Origin of the sequence: Vibrio vulnificus CMCP6, assembly GCF_000039765.1 — a bacterium.
Lineage (GTDB): Bacteria > Pseudomonadota > Gammaproteobacteria > Enterobacterales > Vibrionaceae > Vibrio > Vibrio vulnificus_B.
Window position 1 is genome coordinate 884631 of sequence record NC_004460.2, and the last position, 24570, is coordinate 909200.

Annotated in this window: 16 protein-coding genes; 6 read left to right on the forward strand and 10 right to left on the reverse strand. The window is 48.8% G+C overall.

Features of this window, described 5'->3' with window-relative positions; all coding sequences use genetic code 11:
* Positions 1 to 76 precede the first annotated feature (76 nt).
* Positions 77 to 844: a substrate-binding periplasmic protein gene (locus VV1_RS18945; protein ID WP_011081742.1), complete on the reverse strand. Its 768-nt coding sequence runs from the start codon at positions 842 to 844 to the stop codon at positions 77 to 79.
* 392 nt (positions 845 to 1236) lie between these two features.
* Between VV1_RS18945 and VV1_RS18950 the strand changes: the two genes are divergently transcribed.
* Together VV1_RS18950 and VV1_RS18955 are read left to right on the forward strand one after the other, a co-directional pair.
* Complete coding sequence (locus VV1_RS18950; protein ID WP_043921166.1) at positions 1237 to 2772, forward strand: methyl-accepting chemotaxis protein; 1536 nt, start codon at positions 1237 to 1239, stop codon at positions 2770 to 2772.
* Between the two features lie 73 nt (positions 2773 to 2845).
* The gene (locus VV1_RS18955) at positions 2846 to 3574 is read left to right on the forward strand and encodes a transporter substrate-binding domain-containing protein (RefSeq protein ID WP_011081744.1); all 729 of its coding nucleotides are present in this window, start codon (positions 2846 to 2848) and stop codon (positions 3572 to 3574) included.
* A gap of 88 nt (positions 3575 to 3662) precedes the next feature.
* Here the strand turns inward: VV1_RS18955 and VV1_RS18960 are convergent, their stop codons facing one another.
* Positions 3663 to 5705 (reverse strand): PhoX family protein, encoded by a 2043-nt coding sequence (locus tag VV1_RS18960; RefSeq protein WP_011081745.1) that lies wholly within the window; start codon positions 5703 to 5705, stop codon positions 3663 to 3665.
* 287 nt (positions 5706 to 5992) lie between these two features.
* On the opposite strand from VV1_RS18960, the gene VV1_RS18965 reads away from it, so the two are divergent.
* On the forward strand, positions 5993 to 6331 hold the full coding sequence (locus tag VV1_RS18965) for a YggL 50S ribosome-binding family protein (RefSeq protein ID WP_011081746.1): 339 nt from the start codon (positions 5993 to 5995) through the stop codon (positions 6329 to 6331).
* 50 nt (positions 6332 to 6381) lie between these two features.
* On the opposite strand, the gene VV1_RS18970 is transcribed toward VV1_RS18965, so the two are convergent.
* The 3 genes from VV1_RS18970 to VV1_RS18980 all read right to left on the reverse strand — a co-directional run bounded on the left by VV1_RS18970 (position 6382) and on the right by VV1_RS18980 (position 14689).
* Positions 6382 to 7077, reverse strand: a complete 696-nt coding sequence (locus VV1_RS18970; RefSeq protein ID WP_011081747.1) for a 4'-phosphopantetheinyl transferase family protein — start codon at positions 7075 to 7077, stop codon at positions 6382 to 6384.
* 4 nt (positions 7078 to 7081) lie between these two features.
* Positions 7082 to 10150: a condensation domain-containing protein gene (locus tag VV1_RS18975; protein WP_011081748.1), complete on the reverse strand. Its 3069-nt coding sequence runs from the start codon at positions 10148 to 10150 to the stop codon at positions 7082 to 7084.
* A gap of 69 nt (positions 10151 to 10219) precedes the next feature.
* The gene (locus VV1_RS18980; protein ID WP_341825554.1) at positions 10220 to 14689 is read right to left on the reverse strand and encodes an amino acid adenylation domain-containing protein; all 4470 of its coding nucleotides are present in this window, start codon (positions 14687 to 14689) and stop codon (positions 10220 to 10222) included.
* Between the two features lie 318 nt (positions 14690 to 15007).
* Between VV1_RS18980 and VV1_RS18985 the strand changes: the two genes are divergently transcribed.
* Entirely contained in the window at positions 15008 to 16078 is a 1071-nt protein-coding gene (locus VV1_RS18985; protein ID WP_011081750.1) for a 3-deoxy-7-phosphoheptulonate synthase, read from the forward strand.
* A gap of 231 nt (positions 16079 to 16309) precedes the next feature.
* Here the strand turns inward: VV1_RS18985 and VV1_RS18990 are convergent, their stop codons facing one another.
* The gene (locus VV1_RS18990; protein ID WP_011081751.1) at positions 16310 to 17098 is read right to left on the reverse strand and encodes a 2,3-dihydro-2,3-dihydroxybenzoate dehydrogenase; all 789 of its coding nucleotides are present in this window, start codon (positions 17096 to 17098) and stop codon (positions 16310 to 16312) included.
* Positions 17099 to 17469: 371 nt separating this feature from the next.
* On the opposite strand from VV1_RS18990, the gene VV1_RS18995 reads away from it, so the two are divergent.
* On the forward strand, positions 17470 to 18651 hold the full coding sequence (locus tag VV1_RS18995; protein WP_011081752.1) for an isochorismate synthase: 1182 nt from the start codon (positions 17470 to 17472) through the stop codon (positions 18649 to 18651).
* 9 nt (positions 18652 to 18660) lie between these two features.
* Entirely contained in the window at positions 18661 to 20298 is a 1638-nt protein-coding gene (locus VV1_RS19000; RefSeq protein WP_011081753.1) for a (2,3-dihydroxybenzoyl)adenylate synthase, read from the forward strand.
* 118 nt (positions 20299 to 20416) lie between these two features.
* Here the strand turns inward: VV1_RS19000 and VV1_RS19005 are convergent, their stop codons facing one another.
* The 4 genes from VV1_RS19005 to VV1_RS19020 form a co-directional block, all read right to left on the reverse strand.
* On the reverse strand, positions 20417 to 21232 hold the full coding sequence (locus tag VV1_RS19005) for a siderophore-interacting protein (protein WP_011081754.1): 816 nt from the start codon (positions 21230 to 21232) through the stop codon (positions 20417 to 20419).
* 63 nt (positions 21233 to 21295) lie between these two features.
* Entirely contained in the window at positions 21296 to 22183 is an 888-nt protein-coding gene (locus VV1_RS19010; protein WP_011081755.1) for an isochorismatase, read from the reverse strand.
* Positions 22184 to 22285: 102 nt separating this feature from the next.
* Positions 22286 to 22615 (reverse strand): isochorismate lyase, encoded by a 330-nt coding sequence (locus tag VV1_RS19015; protein ID WP_011081756.1) that lies wholly within the window; start codon positions 22613 to 22615, stop codon positions 22286 to 22288.
* A 228-nt stretch (positions 22616 to 22843) separates the two neighbouring features.
* Complete coding sequence (locus VV1_RS19020; protein ID WP_011081757.1) at positions 22844 to 24472, reverse strand: (2,3-dihydroxybenzoyl)adenylate synthase; 1629 nt, start codon at positions 24470 to 24472, stop codon at positions 22844 to 22846.
* Positions 24473 to 24570: the final 98 nt, after the last annotated feature.

The window sequence follows — 24570 nt, forward strand, 5'->3', positions numbered from 1 at the left end:
ATCGACGCTCACAGCCGCGACACATGTGGTTGTGAGCGTACTGCACGCCTCCCCACCAGCGTGCCGAATCGAGAATTTACTTTTCCATCAAAGCAGCGAAGTAGTCGTCAATTAGCTGGAAGTAACTGCCATCTTGTTTCATCTTGAGCAGCTCCAAGTCAAAGCGCTGGCACAGTTCACTATGCTGATTTTGCTTGGAAAACGCGATGTAGCTGAGGGTGGTTTGCATCGGCGGCATCAAAATCTCAAGTTGTTGCGATAGCCCCAAAGAGGCAATCACGCTTCGCGCACCAAACTCATTAGACACCCACAAATCGACACGACCTGCACTGAGCATCAGCGCACACTGCTCAGCGGAATTTTGCCGAATCACCGATTTAAACTGATTGGTATTGATCGCGTCATCCATGATCGCCCCATAGCTGACCTTGTTCACCACACACAATGTCCGTTGTTTGAAGGCTCTTTGCTCAATTTGGCTAGCGTCAACAGGCCCATTGTCCATCTGAATTAAACTGATATTTTGCCTGAACAGCACTTGTTCACTGAAATCAGCAAAACGTTCCCTCTGCTCGGTTTTAAAAATAGTAAAAATCGCATCTGCTTGGCCCGATTCAATATAATTCAATGCTCTTGCCCAAGGCAGTACGGTTATTTTTATCGGCTGTTGCAGTTTAGCAAAGACATGTTCCACCAAAGTCACTGCAACGCCCGAAACCACATCGTCTCGTGTTTCTATGTATGGCGGGTATTCTAGTGTGACGATTTCTAACACTCGCTTTTCATTCGCCATCGCGCCAAACGATAACCACACCAAGATGAACAATAGGAATTTATTTTTCACGATGATCTCCCTACATCGGATTTACCTATACCAACAATATATACAATCGATTTTATTGTTGCGTAATACCCAATTAATCTGTGGACATTGCCGGAGCAACATTGCGCATTGTTAGTCGTGCTTGTCCGAAAACCCGTTGCTCCGGCTTTTTTATCTTTTCGTTATTACAGGAGTACTAAGATGAACTTCTTTCAACTATTTGATACTGAAGAACTGTTTATTTTTTATGGTTGAGCCAAAAAATAAACCAATGAAACAGGTTTAGCGCTAACCCTTTGTTTCGTCATGCACAAAAATAAACACAACTCAAATCACAAAAACAAGTCAATTTGATTATTATTTAATCAATTACTACTTTTCTATTATTAACGCCCAAAAGAAGAGTAGTTGCAGTGAAAAGTTTAAAAGTCGTCTTTCTGCTTCAAGTCATATTAGCAGTGACATTGGTGTTACTTGTTTCCGCTTTCATCAAGTATCAAGATTTTAAGCAAAGCCTCACCGCCGATCTGCATACTAGTGTACAGAACACCAGCCAGCGCATGTCCGTCAGCTTACCTAGAGCGGTATGGGATTTTGACCTCGACACGGCGCGCACTGCCATTTCTGCTGAACTCAATCTTCCTGAAATTTCGGCGATTCAATTGACCGATACCCAAGGGGCAGAACTGCTGTTTTTGAGATTAGAGGGGCAAGGGGAAAATAAAAAACTCACCGATGTTAAAAACAAAGAACGCTATTCCGATCAACAAAGCTTGTCACGTGAGTTGACCTTTCTCGATTATGGCGAAGAAAAGCCTGTCGGTACGGTGAAAGTCTTTTTTGACACGGCAATTTTGGAACAAAAACTGCGTGAGTCCCTCTTGCTCAACATCATTGAGCTCGTCGTTTTAGATCTGATCATTTCCATCGTCATTGTCGCGGTACTCGCGACCACAGTGCTACGGCCAATTCGTCAGTTGACGGAGGTCATTCAAGCCCTCTCTTCTGGAGATGGCGATTTATCCAACAAGCTCGCACCAGCCCGTTTCAAAGAGTTTGATGACATTACCGATGGCATCAACACCTTCACCGAATCGCTTCGCGTGATTGTGCAAGACGTCAGTTTGTCATCGGTGACGTTGGAAGAAAAAGCCCGCGCCAACGGCACAGCAGCCAGAGCCAATGCCGACAAGCTTGACCAACAACGTCACCAGCTTACGACCGTCGCCGCCGCTGCGACAGAACTAAACCATTCAGTCTCTATCGTTGCCGATACTGCGGCGCAAACCGCGGACCAAGCCCACACCGCGACCGATCTTACTCACAGCGTTAATGAGGCGATCGAAAAATCTGCCAGCGAAATTGTCAACATGCGTGAAGAAATGGATCACGTGAATCAAGAAATGCACATTCTTGTCGGAGAAGGTGACAAGATCACCACCGTCCTCAATGTCATCAACGACATTTCTGAGCAGACCAACCTGCTGGCGCTCAATGCGGCAATTGAAGCAGCCCGAGCCGGTGAACAGGGCCGTGGCTTCGCGGTGGTCGCAGATGAAGTGCGTAATTTGGCCGTGAAAACCAGTCAATCCACCGAACAGATCCAAAAGAACATTGTTGCTTTGGGCAACGCCACCAACTCGGTAGAACAAGAGCTGAGCCGTATCGCCTCGTTGCTGGAAAAGACCGCCAGTCGTGTGAGTGAATCGCAACACTCCGTAAATCAAGTACAGGAGTTGATCAGCATTATCTCGGATCGCAATGGGCAAATATCCCAAGCCACAGAGGAACAAAGGCAAGCCGTGGAAGAGATCAGCCAAGCGATTGTCGAAGCGTCTGAAGCCTCCAATGATGTTTCCTCTGGTGCGGTCCAAACCGCGCAACGAACAGAAGAGGTGCTCAGCCTGAGTAAAAACATCGCACAGCACATGAAAAAATTCAGAACCTAGCTCATGGATGGCTGTGGTACATCCTCAGCCCCAAAACAACAGGCCAGATAGGATAAACCAAAGAGGATACCTCATGAATAAGCTCTTATTTGTTGTGACAACTCTATTGCTTTCTTTTTTGAGTCACGCAGCAACCATTACCGCCGCCCAAGATCCTTGGGCTCCGTTTGTGCAACAAAACAACGCCAACCCAGGTATTTCGGTGGAAATTGTTATCGAAGCCTTTAAAACACAAGGGCACGATGTGGATTTTAAAATCATGCCGTGGACCAGAGCCTTGAATGAGGTCAAAGACGGGCGAGTTGATGTCCTTGTCGCCACTTGGTTTACCCAAGAGCGCACCTCATACCTCAACTACAGTCAGCCCTATCTGGAAAATTCACTCAAGTTTATCAAACGAAGTGGTGATGGATTTGAATACAATGGTATGGACAGTTTAAGCGGCAAAAACGTTGGTATTATTCGCAACTACGGTTATGGGGACGAATTCTTAAAAGCCACCAATTTCAACAAACCCGAAGCGAACGACTTGGTGGCAAACGCCAAAAAACTGCTGGCCAAACGCATTGATTTGACCTTGGAAGATGAACTGGTGGCTAAAGCCACTCTGTCCGGTGCGGGAATGAAATTAAGTGATTTTGACTTTACCAATAACGCCCTTTCCGTCAATCCATTACACGTCACATCAGGTTTAGCCAATGCCAAAAATGGTGAGATTATTGAGGCATTTAATAAGGGGCTTGCGGAGATCAAAGCAAACGGCACCTTCGACAAAATCTTGATGAAATACGGCATCAAATAACTCGCCTTTCCCTCTAACAAACACTAACCAAATACAAACAGCCCAGATCACTCTGGGCTGTTATTGAGCTTCTCAGTAAAGCTCACGTTTATAGCGCGATCTCACCACCGTCTTCGCGACGAATCACCACCGTCGCTGCGCGTGGGCGCACTGTCATACCTGCTGGCGTTTCTTCAGCCGCATTATCGCTGTATGGCCAATTGCCTGGATGTTGGATATTCACAAACAGCGATTTGTAATCTGGACTGATGGCAAAGCCGGTCACTTCACAACCATTCGGTCCAACAAAGAAACGTTTCAATTGCGCTTGGTTAGACGCATTGACTTGGGTTTGCGCACCCGTTTCATCCACCATGCGTGAAGGCACCACCGCCAACATTTGATCGTTGGTATAACTGGTCACTTCACCCGCGCCGTTGTCCGTTTGAATCCACAAGATCCCGCGGCCGTCAAACGCCAAACCATCAGGGCTGGCGAACTGGTTCAAATCGGTTAACCCAGAACGGTTTGTCTCTGCATCGCCGTTCGCTGGTGAGCCGAAGACAAAGATATCCCAACTAAATTCTGTGGCACTCGCCCCTTCATCCCAACGAATCACATGACCAAACTTGTTGTTTAGGCGTGGGTTGGCTGGGTTCGCTTCGGTACGTTTGCTGTTGTTGGTCAGCGTGAGGTATGCCGTACCCGTAAATGGATCTACCGTGCACCACTCAGGTCTATCCATTGGCGTAGCACCAACCAGATCTGCCGCACCCGCGGTGTTTAAAATAATGTCCGCCAGCGTTGAAAAATGGTCGGCCAAAGTACCGCCAGAGGTGGTCGCACTGCTTAAAGTGAGTGGCAACCAAGAGCCACTGCCATCTTCATTAAAACGCGCGACATACAAGGTACCTTCGTCCATGTACTTGTCACCCGTCGCTAAACGGTGGCTTGGGTTGGCATCGTTCGCATCCCACAATGCTTTTGATTCAAACTTGTAGAGGTATTCAAAACGAGAATCGTGGCCGGAATAAAACACCACTGGTTTGCCCGCAACAAGCTTGCCAAAAGTACACCCTTCATGGCGAAAACGGCCTAGTGCCGTGCGTTTTTTCGCGCGTGAATTGGCCGTGTAAGGGTCAATTTCCACAATATAGCCGTGACCATTGGCTTCATTGCGATAATCATCTTGCGCAGAGGCGCCCGTTGGCAACAAGTTGAATCGAGTGAACTCGTCTAGACGTTCTTCTGTGTGGCCTGCCAACGTTTCCCATGCATAACGAGTGGTGCCTGAACCATCAATGCCAATGCGCTTTTGATCTTCGGTTTGCGTTCCAGTGTGAATGAAATAGCCCGGCCAGTTTTCTTCACACGTAAGGTACGTGCCCCAAGGAGTATAACCGTTACCGCAGTTGTTCAGTGTGCCACGCGCCTGACTGCCATCGGGTGAAAAACGGGTAACCAGGTGAGAGGAATAGGCCATTGGGCCTGAGATATCCATGACTGTTGCGCCGGTATAACGGCGATTCAATGGATCACTGTCGACCATTTTCCACACATCATTGTCGAGTTGGATTCGAACCACTGAGACCCCGTGAGCATTGATCTCTTTACGTACTTCATCAACAACAGTACGCACACCGTTAAGCACCGTCGGACCCGCTGGATGCAAAGCCGCAAGATCGATGTACTCGTGGTTCACGCACAGTAAACCATCGTTTGGATTGCCATTGATAGGGAAGAAATGCATGCCATCATGGTGCATGCCCAATGCATTGAGTTGGTCTTCTGCGGTGTTGCTGCCATCCGCTTTCCACGCGCTGGCATTGCCATTTAAAGGCGTACCCCATGGCACCAACACTTGTGCTTTGTAGCCATTTGGAACGCTCACGGCATCGGTGAGTGATCCGGCAATAGAGTCAAAATTCAGAACAGCTTGAGATTGAGAACCAGAAGTACCACCTGCGACACTTCCGCTGTTTGAAGAGCTGTTGCAACCGGCGAGGCCAAATGCGCCAAAGGCCGTCATAGCGCTAATGCCTAAACCACCTTTCAAAATGTTGCGACGGGATAAACTCGCTTCTAACACCTCCTCAAAAGGTTTGTTTTTGCTTTTGTTGTAGCGAGTCGCGTCGAAGGTTTCCTTACTCATGATGTTTATCTCTTGGGTTAATGAAGTTGAGCGCGACCCAAGATAGGCTAGAAAAATGACAAAACAGGTCTATCTTTATGAATGTTTTGTTGTGTTTGTGTTGTCAGTTGGTCAATTCATTGAATATTGACTCAATTGTATTTGGTTTCATGGGCAATCAAGAGTATAAAGAGCTCGCCTATGCTTGAGATCGTCATCTTTTAAGTCTAGAACTTCCCCCTAGAGTTGCTGAGTGAAACGCAACACAAGCAAGCACATTTTAGTCAATACAAAATCGAGAGAAGACCATGAAACTAGATAAAGTGGAAAACAAAAATCGCCGCCTACGTAAAAAACTCTTTTTAGGTGAATTCGCTATTCTCGGTTTCGAGATCAGCTGTGAAACCGATATTCACGACTTTGATCGTTACGACGTGTTCGTTGATGACTTCATTGATTTTATTGACGCAAAAGGCCTATGTTTTGGCGGTGGCGGTCTTGAGCACTTTGAAGGTTTCATCTGTGCGAAAGAGCGTTACGAAAGCGCGACTGAAGAACAGCGCGCAGCAGTCGTAGAATGGCTGAACGCACGTGCAGAAGTGAAATCTGTATTGGTAAGTGACCTAGCAGATGCGAACTACTTATAATTCGCAGCGGAATGAAGAAACGGCCCATCATGGGCCGTTTTTGTTTTGGCTTAAAGTGTTTGATCGTTTTCACTCACTAGGGTGACCACACTGTCATCATGCAGATGAAAAAAAGCCGTAAACCGCTGCTGAAGCATGTTTTGCTCTGCCCCTCGACAAAGACATAACGCCAGCTTACCGCGATGAAGATCCACCTCCTCTACGTAGGAATGGGAGAACTCCAAGTAACGACCGACGGTCGGGTAAATCGCTTTAAATAAGCTTTCTTTGGCAGAAAAAACCAAGGACACTAAACGATGGATTGGCCAATCCGTCGCTGCTACCAAAGCCCGCTCTTGTGGTGTCACCAAAATCAGCGGCATGATTTCCTTCGCAGCACGTTCACTGACAAATTTCTCCATATCAACACCAAGTTTTGCATGTTCATGCATTTTACTAACCACGCAAATCGCAGTGTGATCGGTATGCGATATACTACCAAGCCATCCTGACGGCCATTGTGGCGCTCGGTGCTCCCCCACACAGACGTGATATGAAGGACTTTTAAGCGCCACTAACGCATCACGCGCAACCACGCGCCCAGCAACAAACTCCGCCCGACGCTTGCAGCTTGCTTGCTGAAGTGAATCTGGCACCGCGATCTGCCACGCTTGCGCACTGTTGGGCTCAAAGCTAGACGCATCAAACTGACGCTGCCAAACCGTGTGCCCACCTAAGCTCAACGTGGTGGGGTCTGAGAGCCGCATCGGTTTACGCGCCTTCGTGTGCCAGACAGGCCGTTGCTTCTAGCGCCGCCACTTGTTCTTGTAGCTGAGCCAAATCCTGATCTTGCGCGACGCAACCAGCGAACACCTCAAACAAGCGACGATTGACGTCCGAAAGCAGTGTCACTTGAGCTGGACTGTAATTTTTGTTCATGTAACTCATCATCACGCGCAGAGTTTGCTCGCCATCAATGCTCTCTTCCATGACTTCAAACTGCAGCCCCAAACCCGATTCACTTTTGTCTGGATCAACTTGCTGGAAGCGGACACGCTCGTTTTCAGACAGTTCAAACGCACCATGAAACTTGTTCTTGGCGTGCAATTGAATGAAGACTTCAAACATGTGTCCTTCGGTGTCGTGGTCAACCCCTTTTAAGCCCTCTTCAATCAAATCGATAGGAATATCCGTGTAGGCCATGGATTCATTGATGCTGTTTTTTACCTGCTCAATCAACTGCCAGATGGATTTGACCCCGGCGAAATCAACCAATTGCACGCCTAGCGTAGTGAAATACCCGACCGTATCAAAGTAGTCTGCGTCCAAACGGCCAGCAGCGGGTGTGCCGACGATCAGTTTTTCAGGCGCACCAAGTAAGCGTAATGAAGCGGCAATAGCGGCATACACCACGTTGAACAGCGACGCACTGCGCGCTTTAGCCAAAGCATACAGCTGGCTGCTGACTCGCTGCGGAATTTTGATTTCTACCCAACCGCCTTCACCACATTCGACCTGTTGTTCAACACTTAACGGATGATGAGCGGGAAAAATCGGCTCCGCCCAAGGCAGCCCTTCAAATTTGTTCAGCCAGTAGGATAAATGCGCTTGGTTAACATCGGAGGCACGTTGTTTTCTGGCGAATTCATGGAACGGTCGTGGCTGCATGTGCCACAGCGGTTCGTGACCTTGAACATAACATCGATAGGCCAGCGCCAGTTCATCCATCATGGTATTTAACGACCACTCATCCAGTACGATGTGATGGAACAACAGAGACAAGTACTGTGCTCCGTCAGCATCGTCCGTCACAAACCTCAGCCGCAATGGCAATTCGTTGTCCAGATCAAACGCGTACTCGGCTTCTTGCGCTAGAAGGTCGCTAACCGACAATCCTCCATTTTGCTGCGAGGTCCAAAACCATTGATACTCTGTCAGTTTTTCTACCGGAATCACTTGCTGATATGGCTGGTTGTCTTCGGTGGAAAACCGCGTACGCAGCCCAGTGTGGCGCAGCAAAATCTCATGGAAAGCCCGGCCAAATGCCGCTTCATCAACACGATCCAAAAACTTCAGTGCAAACGGCAAATTGAAGATATTGTTGAGACCAACGCTGGCGTATTTGCTCATCGCTTTCCACAATGAATGTTGCGCCAATGACAAAGGTGCTCTGTCCAATGCGATGGGATTGTGTTGCGATTGTGCAGTTGCCTTGGCTTCGCAGTGAGACGGCTGATGCACGACCGCCTGTTGCACTTTCGCCTGTTGCACTTTCGCCTGTCGAGCCAACTGTTTCGCACTCGGGAAGCTGAACATGTCGTTGATGTGGATTTCTATGCCATGATCCGATAGCAGTCGACCAATTACTCTGGTCGCGATGAGGGAGTGGCCACCAAAATCAAAAAAGTCATCGTCTGCTGTCATCGTTTGGTTCGCAAGTGCCGTTCGAAACTCTGCCAGGATCGCCGCTTCCACCGCCGCTTGTGTTTGTTCATGAGTTTGGCTCGTGGTGTCACTGACGTTTGCTGGCTCGCGGTTGTCAGACTCATGCAAATGCAACGAGCTAGCGGCTTTGCCTCCAATCTGGGCGACAAACTGCTCAAGCATAAAGGCACCAATGTATGGCGATGCGCCAGCGGCCAGTGTCAGTTCCAGCACCAATGCTCCCTGACAGTTAAGGCCAACACCTAACGTTACCGCAAATTTGGGATGTGCCGCGGCAAACAAAGATTTTTCGGCGTTGACCTGATCCAATTGCAGATGCACCGAAGGATCCACCAGCCAAGTAACAAGGGCAGCCTCTTGTTGACCATGATAGGAGGCCGCATAATGCTCGCGGCTTTGGTTGAGCTGCGCCAGTATTTCCGCACTGTTACGCTCAATCGGGGCGGATACATGAGGAACCTTGATCGCAATTAACCCTGTTTCAATCATCGCCCCATTAAGCTCAAACGCTCGACGTTCCACATCATAAGGCAGATATAAGTCGCACTGATCAGTGTTGGCGTTGACCGCTAAATAGCGAGCAAACAGTGCGGCAATGACGGAAAGCACCTCTTTTTTATTCGGTTGAGACAACCCATAGTCATCCAGCACACTGCCTTGCAAAGAAACACGATACTTACGAGCAAGCATCGGGTGCTCGGGTGAATCCTTTGGCGTCGCTGGCCAACTTTGCTCGACCACAAGTTCAGGCTGCGCACTTTGCAGCCATGCAAAGCAAGTATTGCCGATATCACTTTGAGGTGTGAGGGGCGTATAGCCGATATGAGCGCTTTGGCCCGGTGAAGCCCCTTCCCAATCGCGTTTCAACGACGGCTGGTTGTAGCGCACACTCAAACGCTGAAACACACTTTGCCAATCCATTCGCTCACTGAGGATCTGGTGCGTCACGACGCCAAGCACGACGCCGTCAATGTCACCGCTGTACAAGACAAATCGAATCGGCGCATCGTCATCTAGGGCTATAGGTTGGTTTTGCAACGCCATTAAATACTGCATCGCCTGCTCGAGTGAAACGACTTGTTCGATATCAACACGGAGTAAACTCGCGTCAACCCCTTGCTTAGTCAGACCTAACGCATCATTAAACAGGTAGCGCTGATTGAATATGGGAAAATCTTGCGACAACTGAGAAAGCGCAGCCACCAATTTACCCATGTTCACTTCACCAGTCAGATGGTAAGCGGAAGCATACTGGTTACGCCCATCACCATGTTGTTGATGATACAGCCAAACTCGTTGCTCAAACTCGCTCACACCAAGCGATGGTTCAATGGTTTGTTGTAGGATACCGTCTCGATGGGCTTCCAGCTTGGAAACATCCAGGTTAAGCGTCATATTCCTTTCTCCAAAAGGCGCCATTGCGCCATTTCACGGCGATAAAATCGGTTAATAAATTAGGGCTGGCTATGCGAGTAAAGCCGCAACCTGTTGCGCAGATTGACAGCGAACCAACTGCGAGGCGCTCAACTGGCTAGCAAAGCGTTGATTCAAAAGTGAAGCAATGCTGACAAGGTGAGATGGAAGTAATCCCCTCGACAAAAATGCCAACTCTTGCGCATCATCGAAGACCTCATCTGTCGCGATCACTTGGCGATAAATCTGTTCAATCTGTGCAAGTAGAGTTGGCTTCAGCACTTCCCCTTTTTCACGCTCGGCATGTGTTCCGGATTCGCTCGGCAGTAAGGAGGCAACCACTCGCGCTTGACACTGCTTTCTATCCACTTTGCCATTGGCGGAAAGAGGCAAAATGGTCATCGGCATAAAGTGGGTTGGGATGTGCGATTGAGGCAAACATTGCTGAGCAAACTGGCGCAGTTGCTGAGCAGTCAGCGGCTTATCTGAATTCAGAGTAAAGAGCGCCGCCAAAGCACTGTCCCCATTGCCATCGAGATAATCGACGACAACCGCATTGGCGATCAAAGGATGCTTCAACAGCTCTTTTTCGATATCCGGCAAAGAGACTCGCACCCCACGAACTTTGACGTAACCATTCACTCGGCTAGCAAAAATGATGTTGCCATCTTGTCGGTAGTAACCTTGGTCACCGGTTCGAAACGCGCGTACAGGCTCGCCACGATCATCATTGATGGTGACAAAATCCGTCTGCTTCAGCTCACCATTCTCTAAATAGCCTTGTGCTAAGTTGACCCCGACGGTGTAAATGCGCCCGACCACCCCTTGAGGCACATGCTGCTGCCTCTCATCCAAAATGAAATAGCGATTCCCGGGCAGTGGCCGTCCATAAGGAATGGTCGACACATCCGCATCCGTCAGCTCATGCCAAATACTCCAAATGGTGGTTTCTGTCGGTCCGCCAAGCGAAATCAAACGGATCGAACTCTCCAGTGCGCGCAGTTGAGCAATGGTCGCAGGCTTAATGTAGTCGCCCCCTTGGGCAACCAAACGCAACGATTGCAGTTGCGAGCCTTGCGTGCAAGAAAGCAGCATTTCCAAAATCGCTGGCACCGACACCCAAATCGTCACCTTATGCTGCTCAATCAATTGGTTCCATTTCAGCGCATCTTTTTCACCATCGGCTCCTGGAAGCACCAGCGTCGCCCCGGAGCTAAAAGCCGCAAACACGTCAAACACCGACATATCGTGGTGATACGGTGTCACGGACATGATCACATCCTGCGACGAAATCGACCACTCACGGCAGGTTTGACCAATGACATTGGACGTCGCTTGATTATTGACCACCACGCATTTCGGTTTGCCAGTGGTGCCCGAGGTATACAGATAGTAGGCCGTTTGGGTGCTTTGACTTAAGCACGATAACTGTTCATCACTCGGCAACGGAGCCTCACTTGCGATGGGGCTGAGGAGCTCTGAGAAGGCAACCGACGCCACAACGTCACCGTGTTGCGTGACCACCAGTTCTGCATTGCAATTACTGAGCAGATAAGCCAAACGGTCATGAGGTGAGGATGCATCAATGGGCACCCATACCATGCCCGACAGTGAGCATGCCAACGTCATCACCAAGTGCTCCACACTTCGTGGAAGACAGATAGCCACCACACTGCCTTGTTGCAACCCTCTGACATTAAGCTGGCCTATCACACAAGCGACTTTCGAGCCCAATTCTGCATACGAGACCGTGTTTTCACCACAAATGATCGCCGTTTTTTCATTGGCTTCATCAAACAGTTGACGCGCAATGTGCGACAAGAAATCCGAAGGGTCACGCTGAGTTTCATCGCTATTGAGGCGATAGTGGGAAAGATCAAGAAAAGACGATGACGGTAAGAGTCCTTGCTGGGATTCAGACAGTTGTTGCAACAACGTTTTGAGCGCATTAAGAATATCGCACACAACGTTTGTCTCCAGCGCATCCACCGCGTAATCGAAGCTGACGATGAGATTTTTCTGCTCATCGTACGTCAGTCGAATGTCCAATGCCATTTGCGGTGTCTGAGTCACCCCAGAAAAGAGCGCCACATCGTCGGTTTCTTTGAGCGTCTGCCACGATAAGCCATTAGTGATCACCACGGGCAATGCTAATGCGGGTGAAGAGCCATTCATCAATAGGCGGTTTACGTCCACCCCCGAGAAATCGAGGTGTTCCAGCGCTTCAAGCATATCCGATTGCAAATCAAGAGCTTGACTCAGCACAGAGGCGTCCGATTTTTCATGCTCCAAAATCACAAAAGTCGATTCATTGCCCGCCAACTCATCTTGCTGCGGTATCACCACCGGAAAACCAATTCGCATACCATTTTCGGTTGTCCAGCAGGCCAACACTTGTACGATGGCGGCGGTCAACAATGAGTTGACGAACAAACCATTTTCCGCCCCAAGCAGGGTCAGTTGTTGCAGCTCAGCACGGCGAATTTGCAAGCTTTCTCGCGCATAACGAGAAGTGCGGATGGTCTCCAGCGGTTGTTTCCAAGGCAATGCCGGGGGCAAGCAGTCACGATGCAATTTTTCTTGCCAATAGCGTTCGTCTTGCGCTCGTTTCGCCGTATCGATGACGGGCCCTTGACGCTTTGGTGAGCGAGGGGGCAGCAAATCTTGAATGCCATCTTCTTGCTGACCAAGCAGCGTTGCGAGAATGATCGAATGACTGCGCCCATCAACAATCAGGGCATCAAAACTGGTGAAAATAATGGTGTTTATTCGACTGGCGTACTCTGGGGGCAATTGAACGACACACACCTCCCAAGGCGAACCGCTTAAATCGTGCATTTTATGGCGATAGTGCTCGCGAAGTGGCTCCACCGCTAAAAGTGCTTTTTCACGAGAAAGATGCTGAAAATCAAACGTTTTTAAATTGAGTTCAATGATGGGAGAAACAAACTGCAGCAATTTATCTTGGTCGATGTGCGTCCTCAACGCCGGGAGCTGTTCAACCAAGCGGGTGAGATTTTCTCGCACCGTCTCGGTTGCTAAATTGCCGCGATATTCGCGAAACTCATGCATCGCAACGCCACCTAAGGCAATTTGAGTTGAACGCCCTAACAAATACGATTTCTGCAAGTTGCTCAATGGTGTCGCCGCTATATTTTTCGACTCGGATTGCCCCAATGCCGCGTCTAGCTGTTCGAGCGTCTGATGCATGATTTGTGGGAACGTCGCAAGGCGGCGAATCAACGCAACGTAATGAGCAAACATGGACTCAATCACCTCTTGCTCCAAAAGATCCGAACGAATATCCCAGTTAGCTAAAATGCCGCCATAAGCAGGGGCAATCTGCGCATCTAGCGTGACTTGTGCTCCTTGCGAAATCACCCAATTCATCCGGCCTAAACTGTCCGTCACTTGCTGAGAAAAGAGCTCACCACCGTCGATATCCATACCGGAAGTAAACACCACGGGCGAGCGTTGCACCTGACCCGCCAAGCGTGACAAATCACGCATCACCTGCACACCTGAGTATGTTTCATGACTCAGCAACAGGTTCAGTTGGTTCGCCACTTGGCGGCAATGCGACAGCAGCGTCTGCGTTTTGTCAACGTGAGCACTGAAGATCAGTAGGTTGGAAAAATCGCCCACAGCCTGCTCTATCTGGGGATCATAAATACCACGATGAAAAGTCGGGACATTTAATCGGAAACGATGTTCACGCGCACCAGTGGCGATCACTTGCGAAAACAGAGCAAGAAATAGCTGTGTTAACGTGAGATGGTGCTCTTTCGCCAACGCCTCTAACGCAACACGCTCTTGATGGGTAAACTGATGCGCCAAGCGCTGAGTTTGTGGACGAGCTTCGTTATCCTGGTGGGACAAATAGGGCAAGGGAGGCTCAGGGGGCAATGATGATAGACGCGCTTGCCACCACTGTTTATCGCTGGCCTTGCGCTGCGCTAAATAGCGATCCGCTTGCTGATGGTCAAGGTAATGAAAATAGGTTATCTGAGGCTCTTCGCTCATGACTAAATCGGATTCTTGTGCAGACAGGTAAAGTCGCGCTAACTCTTCGACCACAATTCGGAAACTCTGCGCATCGCACGCAATCATATCCGCATCAATGTGCAATCGATGCTCATTATTGGCGAGCAAGGTCACACTGATCTCGATGGGGCTGCTTTGATTCAAATCCAAGATTTGGTGGCTCATTCGCTCTCGCTTGTTATGCAAGAACTGCTCGACCTCTGGTTTGGAATAGCGCGCAATGTCTTCCACCGTTAGTTGGTGACAAGCAGATAGAGGGAGAATGTGTTGTTGCCCCTCGGCAGTGATCGCTAACCGTAACATGGGATGCTTCGCATACAGTGCCCGCACCGCCATTGATAACGCTTCACGATTTAAATCTCGTCCATCGAACTCGGCATAGAGATGGGCAGCCAAGCCTTCCATCGCATTGCCTTTTTGCCTTCCTAACCAATAAGCGGCCTGCATTGCCGTCATTTCTTTCATGTTAAAATCCAAACATAGTCCATTCACTTCGCCTGTCGGTCTGTCGTCTGTCGGCGCACAATTTGATAGCATTTCGCCACCCAAATTTACATTAATAATAATCATTATCATTTACATGTAAAGTAATTAAAATGCCAAACAACGAGGCTTGTAGTGAAAGAATGTCAGTTCATCTTGTTGATTTTACTGGTTAGCATAGGGTGACTTGAGCAAGATTTCGGCTTGACATATCGATTCCTCTTTCTTAATAATTCCGACATTAACGATAATAATTATCATTAACATTATTTATTTTTACAACTCAGTTACCGATATGGCTCAGGGGGAAACATGCCTACGCTCAGCAAATTGATTCACTCCACTCCTTGTGGAACACTCCCTTCTGTGGAAGAGATCATTCAACACGCCTCACTGGACGAAGAGAGCGAAGCGTTTATCCGACAACGTCGCCAAGACATCACTCGAATTCTGAATGGCCAAGACCCTCGATTACTGGTGATCATCGGCCCATGTTCAATTCACGACCCGCAAGCAGGCCTAGAATATGCGCAGAAACTGGCCAACATTCAGCATCAGCATGAAAAGCAACTTCTGATTGTGATGCGAACTTACTTTGAAAAACCGCGCACACGCGCAGGATGGAAAGGGCTGATCGTCGATCCCGATCTCGATAACAGCCACGACATTAATAAAGGTCTGCGGCTTGCTCGACAATTCTTACAGCAAGTCATCAAGCTTGGCCTTGCGACGGCAACCGAGTATTTAGACACCACGACTTACCCCTATATTTCTGACCTCATTTGCTGGGGTGCCATTGGCGCGAGGACAACTGAATCTCAAATTCACCGTCAAATGGCCTCGGCGCTTCCCTGTCCTATTGGTTTCAAAAACGGGACCGACGGCAATGTTGATATTGCTATCGACGCGATACACGCGGCAAACTCACCCCATCTCATCTGTGTGCCAGGATTTGGGGCACGTACTCTCACAGCCATCAGTCATGGTAACCCCAATGGCCATATCATTTTGCGAGGTGGCAAAACGCCAAACTACACCACCGAGCATGTTTGCCAAATCAGCCAACAACTGGAAGCCAACGATCTTAACCCGCGCCTGATCATTGATTGCAGCCATGGCAATAGCCTGAAAGTGGCAAAGAACCAACTCGATGTGGCGAGAAACATCGCCTGTCAGTTGATCGAAGGAGAAAAATGCATTGCAGGCGTGATGGCGGAGAGCTTCTTGGTAGCAGGCGCGCAAAAGATCACCGATCGTCCGTTGGTCAAAGGCATGTCGATTACTGATGAATGTTTGGGGTGGGAAGAGACGGAAAGTATTCTCAATATTTTTGCGGAAGCGGTGAATGTCGTGATGACGGAGCGCTTTTCCACCGTTGCCTAAATCACCAGTGGGACTAGGGACTAGGGACTAGGGACTAGGGACTAGGGACTAGGGACTAGCAAACTAGAAAACTAGAAAACTAGAAAACTAGAAAACTAGCAACCTAGCAACCTAGCAACCTAGCAACCTAGCAACCTAGCAACCTAGCAACCTAGCAACCTAGCAACCTAGCAAGCATATCAAAGGAATGGTTACCATCCACCATTCCTCTTCTTTTGCTTCAGCAAGTTATTAATTATCCAATGTCGCACCACCGTCAACTCTGAGATCGTGCAAGGTAATGTGCCCTGCGTGCTCGGAAAGTAAAAACAGTACCGACCGTGCGATGTCTTGTGGCTCAGCCATTTTTCTTAACGGAATCCCCAAACGAAATTGCTCTAAATTCCCTGCAATGACTTGAGGTTCACCGTATTCTTCCGACCACAATTGCATCTGCATGTCTGTGCGTGTTGAACCGGGGCTGACAATATTGCAGCGTACTCCATATTCCGCCAACTCCATTCCCATCGATTTAACCAGCATGTGCAACGCCGCCTTAGATGCCCCATAAGCCCCCATATTTGGACGAGGTGTATTGGCCGCATTAGAACCGACAATCACCATACTGCCTGAGCGTCGTGCTTTCATTCCTTCTGCCAAGGCCTGCATCACCGCCAAGGTACCAAACGTGTTCACATTGAAAGTGTGCTCAATTTGCGCCAGAGGCATGCTCGTAATGGAGCCAAGATGCAATACGCCGGCACAACATACGAGGTGATCAAACTGGCCATGTTGTTCAATCATTTGCGCCACACGACGAGCAACAGACTCCGGCTGAGAAAGATCCAAGTGATAGCAAAATAACTGCTCGCGATAGCGGTTCTTCAATGCGTCACTGTCTGTCTTGAGTCGCACTTCATCGATGTCCGTGGCGACCACTCGAGCCCCCGCTTCAAGTAGATGCTGCATCACACTGAAACCAATACCTTTCGCCGCACCAGTCAGAAAAACAGTTTGTTTTTCAAGAAATTGGTTAAACATAAAAACGTTATCTCTTTAATCTGTGTTCACTTATCCCGTCATGGATATCTGCACCCATGCTATAAATTCGTGATTTAATGCACAAAAACAAACTTAGATATTAATGATAATTATTATCGTTAGCATTTAAATCGTGATAACTGTAATCTTACTCCACTGAATAAGCAACCTATACCCAACCGATGACATTGCAGGCCAGACAAACATGCCGACTCACAAACATAACGAGTCTATGGCATTGAGATCAGTCCGTCGCCACCACCGCAAAGTTGATTCAGTTGGGAAAAGAGTGCACTCCTTTATCCGCACATTGCGCCGCTAAAAGAGCACTCTTTCGTATACCACGATCGAAATATCTAGAGGGATCTGTTATGAAACGTGAAGTGATTGGCTATACCAAAATGGCAAACGAACTGTTGGATAACGAACTATCATCGTCGCCATTTTTCTTCGCTTCTCCAAATAACACTATGATGGGCATCGGCGTTCAAGAAGAGCGTCTTCAAACCTTGCCATTTTCTGAATTGGCTGATGTGGCGAATAACATGCTCAAAAATGCCAAAACTAGCGAATCAGACAATCCGGTTTTGTTTGGTGTTGTGCCATTTAATCAAGAAAACATGACTCGATTTGTTATTCCAAAGACGTTGTACATCTCCAGTAGCACCCGAGCTTCGCACACGTCCGCCTCCTCAGCACCACAAGCTCGTCTTATTTCTTCGCCAAGTGGCCACCACTATAAGCAGGGGGTGCATGATCTCTTAGGGATGTTTGCCAATCAGGAACTCTCGAAAGTCGTACTGTCTCGTGCTATAGAAGTGGCGACAGAAACCGACATTCAACAGCAAGCCTTACTGAGAAACTTGCTCTCCATTAACGCTAAAGGCTACACCTTTGCTGCGCAAATTGGCGACAACCAAAAGTTGATGGGAGCCAGCCCAGAGCTGCTTGTAGCCAAAAAAGGCAGCCACCTGATTTCCAATCCGCTGGCCGGTTCAAGACCACGCTCAGAGTCTGAGCAACAAAATCAGGCGTCCATTCAATCGCTGCTCAATACGGGCAAGGATCTCCATGAACACGGCTTGGTGGTGGAAGAAGTTGAGCGCGTCATGAGCAAGTATTGCTGCAATTTGTACACGCCGATGGTTCCGTCGGTGATCGAGACCCAAACGATGCTGCATCTTTCTACACAACTCGAAGGACAAGTGTTGGATCCCGCCATCAATGTGTTGCAAGTGGCTGCGGAGCTGCATCCCACCCCAGCGGTCTGTGGCTACCCTCGCGAGAAAGCCTATGAAGCGATCAAAAGATTGGAACAGTTTGATCGCGGTTATTTTACCGGCATGGTTGGATGGTGCGATTCACGTGGAAATGGGGAGTGGGTTGTGACGATTCGCTGCGCAGAAGTGCAGCCGCGTCGGATGAAGGTGTTTGCTGGAGCGGGCATCGTCAACGAGTCGCAACCTCAAAGTGAGCTTGATGAAACAGGGGCCAAAATGAACACCATCTTAAAAGCCGCAGGGATTCAACTGAACGAAATGTTAACGGCATAAGGTATCGGCATGAACTCTGTACAATCTGATTTCACTCCATGGCCAGAGCAGATGGCGGACGATTATCGCCGCCTTGGCTTATGGCAAGATAAAACGCTCTATCAGTATCTCAAGCAATCCATTATTCGCTACCCGACCAATATTGCTATTGTATGCCGTCAACAAAGCATCACATACGCTGAGCTTGAGCGAAAAATCCATGCGGCTGCCAATGGGTTTCGCTCGCTGGGCCTCGCTGAAGGCGATAACGTGATTCTGCAGATGACCAATATCGCCGAGTTCTATGTCAGTTACTTTGCGTTGATTCATCAAGGCATTCGCCCAATATTGGCGTTACCTGCCCATCGTCACGCTGAGATTAGCTACTTCTGCCAACATGCCCAAGCCAAAGCGTATCTGATCGATGGCCAAACTCGTGGTTTTGACTACCAAACGCTGGCCGAAAAACTTCTCAAAGAGCACCCATGTTTGCGCCATGTCATCGTCAGAGCCAATCACTCCGAGCTGCTGCAATCTCATTTCATCTCATTTGACGACTTTCGCGATGAACGAGAACTGGCCCCTGTCAGTAACGCAAGTCAGGTTGCCTTTTTTCAACTTTCCGGCGGGACGACGGGCACTCCCAAATTGATCCCACGTACGCACAATGATTATGCTTACAGTGTGGTCGGCAGTAACGCCATCTGTGGTTTTAATGAGTACACACGCTATCTTTGCGCGCTACCCGCTGCGCACAATTTTCCGCTCAGTTCCCCAGGTTCGCTTGGAGTATTTTTCGCTGGTGGCACCGTTGTCCTGACGCAAGACCCAACGCCCAAAGCGGCATTTCCTCTGATTGAACGTCACAAAGTAACCGTATCGGCTCTGGTTCCCCCGTTAGCTTTGCTGTGGATGGATGCGGCGCCACACGCACGCTACAACTTATCGAGCTTACAGTTAATCCAAGTTGGTGGTGCTAAGTTGAGCCAAAGTGCGGCAAAAGCTTTGCCAAAAGCACTCAATTGCCAGCTTCAACAAGTGTTCGGCATGGCAGAAGGGCTAGTGAATTATACTCGCCTGGACGATCCGCTGGAGGTGATCATCGAAACGCAAGGTCGGCCCATATCCGCCCATGATCAAGTAAAAGTAGTCAATGAAGCCGGTGAAGAGGTTGCCTGCGGAGAAGAAGGTTTTCTCCTTACCCAAGGGCCTTATACGATTCGCGGCTACTACCGAGCACCGGAGCACAATCAGCGTTCGTTCACTCACAACGGTTTTTATCGCACTGGCGATATTGTGAAGATAACAGAGCAAGGCAATATCATCGTCACAGGCCGAGACAAAGATCAGATCAATCGTGGCGGTGAAAAAATCGCGGCAGAAGAAGTGGAGAATCATTTGCTGGGCCACAGTGCGATTCATGATGTGGCGCTGATTGCCATTCCCGACCGCTTGTTGGGTGAGCGAAGCTGCGCAGTGATCGTCACCAAACGTCATCTCAATATCACAGGAACGGAACTAAAACGCTACTTACGCAGCAAAGGGTTAGCGGACTATAAGATCCCCGATGTGATCCAATTTGCCGATGCTCTGCCCAAAACATCCGTAGGAAAGATCGACAAGAAACGCTTGCGTGAATCTTACGCCCAGCTTGGTTTGAGTGCTTAGTAGCGAAAAGTAAGTCGTGAACAGAACGGAATAAAAAAACGGAATAAAAAGAAAGCCGATTTTAATGAAATCGGCTTTCTTCTGTTTCGAGGCGCTATCGATGAACAACGGCAGTGGACTAATACACTGCATCCATCACATCATGACGTTCATCGTGATACGCTTCTTCCGTCTTACCTCTTTTCCAGTAAGGAATCGCGTAGAGCTTGTCACGCGCGATCTGATAGTCATTGCGCAAGATCTTACGGCAGTTGATCACACTCTGGTTTTCACCCGCGATAAAAGCAGACAGCGAGGTCGCTTTCTCTGGGGAGGGTAGTTGCTTAATCGCCTTAGCTAATGCGGGCTCGGCATCATGAGGATTGCGCATCAACCAATTGATGGCCATCTCTTCTGGATGAACAAGATCGTGGATATCTTCAATCTCATCCACCTCAATAAACACATAGCCTTTGGCGTCACTGGGCAACTTTTCCAAGATGGCACTAATCGCAGGCACCGCCGAGAGATCACCTGCGATTATATGCCAATCCGCGGGTTCAATGAGCGGGTCAGGTCCTGCTGGCCCAATTAAACCAATCTGCGAGCCGATGTCTGCCTTTAGTGCCCAACCACCGCCCGGAGTCTCCTCCCCATGCGTCACAAAATCGATGTCCAGCTCATTCACCGCCGCACGATATTGTCTGACCGAGTAAGCTCTCGGAACGGGTTTGTGTTCAGGCCAAATGACGTTGTCCCCTTCTCGCACCGGCAACTGGAGAATGCCACTTGCTTGGTTGGGGAAAAACACTTTGATGTGCGAACCATTTTGGTCTTCCGGGAAGCCGATTAAATCCTCTCCGGTTAACGTTACTCGGAGTAAGTTTTTTGAGATGGTTTCTTTGCGTACAAAATCCAGTAACATTGGATAGACGCGCTCTGGGCTGTCACTCATTCTTTCACCTAATCTTTTTTGTTATTTTTGCCTAGCTGACGTTGTTATCTTTGACCTTCACACTTAGGCGACGGCCATGGTTTGTTCTTCATTTCTCGCTTGTTCAATCACCAGCCACCACTCTCTAAGCGAAGCCGCTTCCATCAATTGACCAAACGAAATGTTCTCACCCTGTTGATGCCATTTTTCCACCAACACCATCGCCCGCATCGAGTCCAAGCCAACGAACATTAAATCCTCATCAAGATCAACCTCGTCTGGTTGTATTCCTAAGCTCGTCGCAACGTCCTGCTGGATCTGTTCCAGCGTTAGCGGCTTTTGCGAACGGATTTCATCTAATGCCTCATCGAGACGCTTTACGCTGCCACTACGACTGGCCACGTATTCCAAGGTCCGCAAATGATCTTCTCGAGTAAAATCCGCAATAGCATCACCAATCACAAACGGCTGGATGTCCAGCATGAAGGCGTCTAACGTGGTCGAAAGTATGCCGATATGGCCATAAATCCCAGAAATGATGAGCTGGCTTTTCCCTTGCGCGCGCATAAACTCGAGCAATGGGGTTTTCTTAAATGCGCTGTAACGCCATTTGACGTATTCAATGTCACCCTCTTCCGGGCTGAGCGCTTCAACGATAGGTACATGATCGCCATTCAGGCCCGGCCCCCAGAAATCAGTGAGCAGCGCTCGGTCTGTCGGATGTTGGTTAGCAGGCTGCGCCGTATAGATAACGGGAATGCCCGCTTTTTTCGCTGCGGCTTTTAAGCGTTGAATATGTTGAATGATGTCAACAACTGGCGATGAATCTGGCTGATAATAGTTGACGAAATATTCTTGCATATCGTGGATCAAAAGTACGGCCTGGTCGGGATCGATTGTCCAGCCCGTTCTGTTATCTGGAAACTCAGCGGGGGTTGGCAACGGATAGCCAGCAATTTTGGGGATTCCCATGTTGATAATCCTTTCATTTTGTTTGTCATGATGGTGGCGGTTCGATTACGCGCCACTCACAGACGAAGCATGACGGTTAGCGTCGTTTTTACGAGTGATAAGCTAATCTTGGCTCACTGGCGCAAGGCCTTTTTGGCTGCGCCAATGCTGGATCTGCTGACTGATGTACCATTGGATAATGTTGTCAAAAAGTGCTTCCACATACTCTTCTGATAACCCCTGTTCATTAGCCCAATGCCGGCGTTCTTCCAGCATGGACGCCACTCGCTCAGGGGCAGGTATGCTTTTCTCATCGGGTTTAAATTGTGCGGCAGCTTTCACGTATCCCATTCTCTGAGAGAGGATATGGACAATCTCTTTATCAAGAGTGTCGATTCCCAGTCGAATATCATTGAGGCTTTCACACGCTTCTGGTTTCTTCAACGATGCCACGGTTATTTCCTTTCGATTGAATTCCTTGCTTTATGTGCGTCCGCCTCGCAGCGGTTGGCACAGACAAACAGGTTATTTCAGTGGTTGTTCACTTCGAAACCACACAAAACATAAATGAGAATGTATATCATTAACAATGATTATACAACCGCACACAACCATTTCTTTACCATACGGCCACCTACCCTCGTCGTGTTTTTCTTTTTCGACCAATAGGTTGTAGAACCATCACGGCAGAATGGTGCTTAAAATGCGCTTCTTGTCGATTTTACCTACGGCCGTTTTTGGCAACGATTTGACCGCAAACAGTTCATCAGGAAGTTTGAATGCGGCGATCTCTTTGGTTTGGAGAAATTGCCGAATGTCTCGCAACATAATTTCGGGACCTCGAATGACGGCGGCGACGGCGATTTTTTCACCTAAATGAGCATCTGGCAGGGGAAACACCGCTACTTGGGCAATTTGTGGATGCGACAATAAGAGCTCTTCTAACTCATCAGCAGCAATGTTTTCGCCAGCACGAATGATCACATCCTTTATCCGTCCAGTGACCGTGAAGTAACCGTTGGCATCGACGACCACGCGATCGCCACTGCGATAATACCCTTCATCCGTAAACGCCCGCAGATTATGCTCTGGCGCACGGTAATATCCGCTAAGCGTGTAAGGCCCTCGGGTCAGCAGTTCCCCTTCCTCTCCAATCGCAACTGGCTTGCCTTGATCATCCACAACGAGGACCTCGTCCCATTCGCTGACAGGACGACCTTGCCTTGTTGCAATAATTTCTTTGTCGTCGCCCAAACGGGTACACGCAATCAAACCTTCCGCCATACCAAAAACTTGCTGCAACGCGTTTGGAAAGGCGTTTTGCATTTCCAGCGCATCGCTATAGGCAAGCTTGGAACCACCGACTTGCATCAAACGCAAACTCGAACGATCCGTCGACTCCCATTGAGTTGCCTCCGTCCACAGCTGCGCCAATGCAGGCACCAACGCCGTTGCGGTAATACACTGTTTTTCAATAAGTTCAAAACAATAATCTGGGCTTGGGTTGGTGGTCAAAACCACTTTGCCGCCAGCATTCAACACCCCTAAGATCCCAGGACAGCCCAAGGTAAAATTGTGTGCCGCAGGCAACACCGCCAAATACACATCCTGCGCGCTGATTTCACTGGCTTTCGCACATTGCTCAACATTAAACAGATAATCATTGTGAGTTCGGGGGATAAGTTTGGGTAGCCCTGTCGTGCCTCCAGAAACGAGGAAAAGTGCCGGGTGTTCTGGGTCTACCATCGCTGGTGTAAAATCGCCAGCGTCACACTCTGGCAACGGCGAAAATTGACCAAAATGCCCGCTGATATAGCAGCGTATGGACACTGATAGTTCCGCTTGCAACTGAGTGGCAATCGCCAACGCTTTGTCATCCTTTTCATGATTGGAGCCGATGTACACTTTTGCCTCAGAGAGTTGCATAAAGTGGCGAATTTCGACCAAACCGTGTGCAGGTAATGCCAGTACGGGAACCACACCAAGGCGCTGAAGAGCAAAAAACACGACGAGAAAATCGAGTGTATTGGCTAGCTGCAAGACAACACTGTCACCACACACAAGCCCTTCTTCTCGCAACCCAGCAGCGATCCTATCCACATGATTGGCCAACTCGAGATAGCTCAGTGAAGTGTGGTTATCGGTCACCGCTATCCTATCAGGGTGACGCTCTACTCCCTGATGAAGAATTTGCCACAGCGGCAAATTGCGCCACAAATTTGCAGCCTGATATTGTTCACGTTGAATACTAGGTTTACGCACAAAGCCATCGAGTATCTGCTTTGGTGTTTCGGTTGTCGCGACGACCATATCTATCCTTGCCTTTCTTTAAGGTCACTCCTATTTGGATTACTGGCCGTAGCACTAGGCATGAGTAACCCAAACCAATACGCAAATCAGTGATATTA

Excerpts from the sequence above, each read along its gene's own strand:
- VV1_RS18955 (WP_011081744.1), top strand. The coding sequence starts at position 2,846 with ATGAATAAGCTCTTATTTGTTGTGACAACTCTATTGCTTTCTTTTTTG.
- VV1_RS18960 (WP_011081745.1), bottom strand. The coding sequence starts at position 5,705 with ATGAGTAAGGAAACCTTCGACGCGACTCGCTACAACAAAAGCAAAAAC.
- VV1_RS18965 (WP_011081746.1), top strand. The coding sequence starts at position 5,993 with ATGAAACTAGATAAAGTGGAAAACAAAAATCGCCGCCTACGTAAAAAA.
- VV1_RS18970 (WP_011081747.1), bottom strand. The coding sequence starts at position 7,077 with ATGCGGCTCTCAGACCCCACCACGTTGAGCTTAGGTGGGCACACGGTT.
- VV1_RS18975 (WP_011081748.1), bottom strand. The coding sequence starts at position 10,150 with ATGACGCTTAACCTGGATGTTTCCAAGCTGGAAGCCCATCGAGACGGT.
- VV1_RS18985 (WP_011081750.1), top strand. The coding sequence starts at position 15,008 with ATGCCTACGCTCAGCAAATTGATTCACTCCACTCCTTGTGGAACACTC.
- VV1_RS18990 (WP_011081751.1), bottom strand. The coding sequence starts at position 17,098 with ATGTTTAACCAATTTCTTGAAAAACAAACTGTTTTTCTGACTGGTGCG.
- VV1_RS18995 (WP_011081752.1), top strand. The coding sequence starts at position 17,470 with ATGAAACGTGAAGTGATTGGCTATACCAAAATGGCAAACGAACTGTTG.
- VV1_RS19000 (WP_011081753.1), top strand. The coding sequence starts at position 18,661 with ATGAACTCTGTACAATCTGATTTCACTCCATGGCCAGAGCAGATGGCG.
- VV1_RS19005 (WP_011081754.1), bottom strand. The coding sequence starts at position 21,232 with ATGAGTGACAGCCCAGAGCGCGTCTATCCAATGTTACTGGATTTTGTA.
- VV1_RS19010 (WP_011081755.1), bottom strand. The coding sequence starts at position 22,183 with ATGGGAATCCCCAAAATTGCTGGCTATCCGTTGCCAACCCCCGCTGAG.
- VV1_RS19020 (WP_011081757.1), bottom strand. The coding sequence starts at position 24,472 with ATGGTCGTCGCGACAACCGAAACACCAAAGCAGATACTCGATGGCTTT.